We start from the raw sequence: 4,168 nt of genomic DNA, 5'->3' as shown, positions 1-4,168 counted from the left end.
ATGCTGTTTTTTAACCAGAAAATTGTAACCCGCATAACCCCAATCGTAACCCGTAAAATCCGCTTTAATAAACCGTACAACAATTTCGCCTTAATACAATTACATGAAGTTACTCACGGGTTAAAAACAGCGTTTCACGGGTTACAATACCCAATCTACGGGTTACAAATTAATATTTACGGGTTATATATAGTATTTTACGGGTTATGTTATTTATTATATATCAATGGATTAATGTAATATTCGCCCTCATAACCCGTTAATATCTCCACATTTTCACACGCGTTTGAATTATTCTTTTAGCTGGTCTGCTTCTTCTGGTCCAAACATCAGCACATAGAAAACATGTTGCTTACCACCAATCTTATTTAGTGCTTTCTTTTTGTAGCGATCCCCTCCCGTTTCCAACATGCCAAGTTCTGCAAGTACCCGTGCAAATTCTTTGTACTCGAATCCATTGGCAATCTCTTCCTCAAAAACATTGGGGAATGTGTAGAACCGAAAAGACGCTCCCTCTTCAAACGCTTTTCCAGTACGGTAGCCAGCTAACTTATGTACAGGAAGATCTCTAGGGTCTGGATTGAGGTAAGGCAGGTAACGACTAAATCCGTAATTATTTAGAAATGCCTCTACCTGCTGCTTTATTTGCTCAATCTCTTTATTGCCCGTACCAAAGGTGGCTACCCAAATATTAAAAATATGCTGTAATGCATCGTGGCAACCTTGAGCTTCCCACCCTGTTATGATTTTCCCCATGATCAATGCTGCTTCAATGACGGCGAAACGGTCGGTTACGCGATGCACCTGTTCACCATAGCTTTCCTGGATAAGTGATAACCAGCGGCGTTTAGCTTCTTGGTACTCCTCGATAGCCTCTTGCTTACGAGTTGAGAGGTATTGGATCCACTCACGACCCGCCGCCCCATGATTCTGTTTCCACGCTTCTTTCAACGCATCCGCATGCGCCTTACCACTTTCGTATCCGTGTAACTTTGTCGGACGTTTGGCCGGGATATTGAGCAAACGCACCAGTTGCCCAGCATTGACCTTGATACCTGCACTTTTCAGGTAGGTTTTCAGATCACGCTCTCCGGTACTTATCACGGCGGTTTTCCAGTATTTTTGTACACGGTTGCCGCCTTCCGGGGAACCTTGCAATTTTCCCTTACCGTTGAACAGCGTATAGGCTGCCGTGTACACATGCTTAGGCGCAGCACCCTGGTCTACCTCATCGAGCGATAGCAAGCCGTGGTTATGCGCTTCCGCCTCGTTCGCCACCCCAAGCGCTGTGCCGTACCACGTTAGCCGCTGGCGCTCTGGCTCCCCCCGTACAGGCTCGCGGCCAGATCCTCAGCGGTCGTCTTACCGGCGGTAGACTGTGCATACAGATGAACGCCGAATCCATCAGCGCCCACGAGTGGCAGCATGGGGGCGGCAAGGGCAACACCGACGGTTAGCATCTGGAACGGATTTCCCTCTGCCAGACGCGCCACATTCTCACGTCAGCTTTCCGCCCTCCCCTCGACGCTATAAGCTTCTGCAGCGGCGGTTCCTCCGTTAAACAGAATCGGCTGTTCTGGCTCTCCAATAATCGAACCATCGGGCATGATGTAGGCTCCCTTATGCCAGCCAGAGCGCGGTGTTATGCTCCACATCTCTTTTCCTGCTGAACGTTGCAGCCAGTCGCCCAGCGTTGCCCTCAATCCTGATTTCGTCGTCACGTCAACGCCGCCCGCCTTTAGAATGCGCCATCCTTCACGCTCGCCAATGTCGGCGGCCCGTATTGCCTTTCGTGTAACCGCTTTTTTCTTGCCTTTATTCCACTCCAAAATCAAGTAACGCTCTTTTTCATCCTCGCCCTTACCGATAACGTTGATAGCGGAGCATAACCATTGCTCCTTGTTAACTATTTCACCGGTATCTTTATCCATTTTCGGCTCAACCCAATACACGCCCTCCTCACGGCTCTCAATCCGGGGCTTCAGCGGGTCAGTCGTTTTTTTCTCTTTTTTCCCACCTTCAATAACGGTTAATTTTGTTGATGACACTATATTTTCCTCAATCGGCTCGACTTCCTCCGCCACAGGTATTTCAAGCACCACCGTACTGTCCACAAAAGCCCTCTGTAGCTCCTCTACGCCGTTCTGTTGGCGATGATCGTTCCAGTCGGCCTTATGGTCAGTTGGCGGCACAGCAACCGAGCCACCGACGGTACGTGCGGCTTCCTCGGCAGCATTCTTACCGACGTTCTCACCCTCCGGGGTCACATCGTTATCTCCGGCTATGATGATTGGCGTTTGGGGCCAGCGCTCCCGCACGGCTTGAGCGACGGAAAGCAGATTGCCCGCATCAATGGCTGTCAATATTACCTCAGCGCCACACACCGCCAGACTCAATGCTGTGGAATAACCTTCAGTAATCACCACGCTATCGGGGTTCTCGGGGATATCGTCGACGGGAATAAAGGCCCCTTTCTTTTTCGTACCCGCGAGCAAGCGCTTTTCTCCAGTGGATCGTATGGTCTGAGCGCCGGTTACCGTACCCGCCATCGTGCGCAGTACCAGCAGCAGCGAACCATCCTTGAGCAACGGGTGGGGGCCTTGCAGCCCCTTATTGTTGAGATAGACGGACTCGCCCATGTGGGTGGTCTTGAGTAATGTCGCCACTCGTTCAGCTATCGGGCGCAGAGGCTTCTCTTTGGCTGGCTTCTTCTCCGGCAGCGGCATCGCCATCACCTCCGCTACCATCGCGGTTGCCTCGGGTGCAGTGCATTGTTTTACCTTCATCACCAAATCCAGCCCCGTTCCTGAGCCACAGTGCGAACACAGATATGTACCACGCCCCTCTAAATCATCAAAGCGGTAGCGGGTCTTACCCCCACAGCTCGGACACTCGCTTTCCTTGCGGTTGGTCGATATGCCAAGGCGTTCCAGGATTGGCTCCCAATGGCCGTTTGCCTTGGCGCGGACTTCATCGACAAAGGAGTGCATTATTTCCCCCTCGCTATAACGGTCTCGCCCATGTCGTTGACCATGCTTTGCCATATTTCCCGCCCGGCCTTTGTCAGCCGTTTACCCTTAAAGGATTTGGTAAGCAGCGAGATTGCTAATGTTTCCCACTGCGGGTAATTGAGCTTCATGGCTTCCAGCCCGTAAGCATCTACCAATTCCCGGATACCCGATATCCCGCCGATAATATCGACACGGATGTCCTGTTCACCGGCGTTCACGGTAAACCAGTCGCCGCCGTTCTCTTTTTGTATCGCGGCATACACCGCGGCAGAATACTGGTTAGCCAGCGAATTAAGGCGGAAGTCTTTTGTTACCAGTGCCATATTTCCCCCTTAATGTGCGGTCGGTGCTTCCGGCATCCCGGATTCGTGAATTTGCTGAATAAAGCCATCATGCAACTCGGATAGCACCTCACGTCCCAGTTCGGAGAGACCGCCACTTTCACCACGCATGGCGGCATAGAACTGGACGGCATTTATCGTTCCTTGCTCTACGCCATATTTTTCAATCAGCGCGCCTTCAATGTTGTTAGCCATCGCGAAACGCTCAGCTGCCAGATACAGGTTAATCGCACCATATTCGCCCTGATAAACCGCGCACTCCTTGAATTCCCCCGGACGCCATTCAACGGTAACAGTGCCGTTAGCCTCACGTTGCTCACGGTTGAAAGCGTAGGCAATCAGCCAGCGCCACATCAGTAGCGCATCCTCGTTGGTATAGTCGTAATCCGACTCCCCCCACTTAACGGCGATGGTCAGCGCCAAATCCATATCCTCATCCCACTCTCCGGCGTCAAGGAGGGGCATGACGTCAGCGTAGGGGATCAGGTCTACATGCGCGTACAGGCGCTCGGCGGTATGCTGGGATATTTTTATGCCGTCCGGGGTATTCTCGACGTGATAGCGGCTCATGCTGCGCCCTCCTTTTGGGTTTGAGTTTTGGGTGAGACCGGAAAACCTTCGCGGTGCCAGAGTTCAAAATCTGCATCATCCGCATTTTGGCGAAGGGCCTCGGCAATACGAGGAAGGTGCATCAGTAACTTACCAATGGAATACAAATCCTCTGCGGCCTGGTCATCGCCATATTCCTTGCTGGTACGCATCCAGAACGCCATGCTGCCCAATGCCCGCAGTCCAGACATGATGCCGTCAAAAGCG

The 4,168-nt window shown here is 51.8% G+C and carries 6 protein-coding genes; all 6 read right to left on the bottom strand.

Annotation, left to right across the window (positions count from 1 at the left end):
- Nucleotides 1-291: 291 nt before the first annotated feature.
- Nucleotides 292-1,278: a DUF927 domain-containing protein gene (locus ACMX3H_RS19960; RefSeq protein ID WP_415211929.1), complete on the bottom strand. Its 987-nt coding sequence runs from the start codon at nt 1,276-1,278 to the stop codon at nt 292-294.
- Nucleotides 1,279-1,301: 23 nt separating this feature from the next.
- On the bottom strand, nt 1,302-1,460 hold the full coding sequence (locus tag ACMX3H_RS19955; protein WP_415211928.1) for a DUF927 domain-containing protein: 159 nt from the start codon (nt 1,458-1,460) through the stop codon (nt 1,302-1,304).
- Between the two features lie 42 nt (nt 1,461-1,502).
- Entirely contained in the window at nt 1,503-2,990 is a 1,488-nt protein-coding gene (locus ACMX3H_RS19950; RefSeq protein WP_415211927.1) for a primase-helicase zinc-binding domain-containing protein, read from the bottom strand.
- Nucleotides 2,990-3,328: a hypothetical protein gene (locus ACMX3H_RS19945; protein WP_415211930.1), complete on the bottom strand. Its 339-nt coding sequence runs from the start codon at nt 3,326-3,328 to the stop codon at nt 2,990-2,992. Before ACMX3H_RS19945 ends, ACMX3H_RS19950 begins: the two co-directional genes overlap by 1 nt.
- 15 nt (nt 3,329-3,343) lie before the next feature.
- On the bottom strand, nt 3,344-3,922 hold the full coding sequence (locus ACMX3H_RS19940; RefSeq protein WP_415211926.1) for a hypothetical protein: 579 nt from the start codon (nt 3,920-3,922) through the stop codon (nt 3,344-3,346).
- The coding region (locus ACMX3H_RS19935; protein ID WP_415211925.1) for a hypothetical protein at nt 3,919-4,168 on the bottom strand (250 nt) is incomplete at its 5' end. The genes ACMX3H_RS19940 and ACMX3H_RS19935, both read right to left, overlap by 4 nt.

Origin of the sequence: Sodalis sp. (in: enterobacteria) (assembly GCF_047607725.1) — a bacterium.
In the GTDB taxonomy this organism is placed as follows: Bacteria; Pseudomonadota; Gammaproteobacteria; order Enterobacterales; family Enterobacteriaceae; genus JBLKSS01.
Note: the sequence above shows the minus strand (reverse complement) of the source record. Positions and strands in the feature narration are given on the sequence as shown.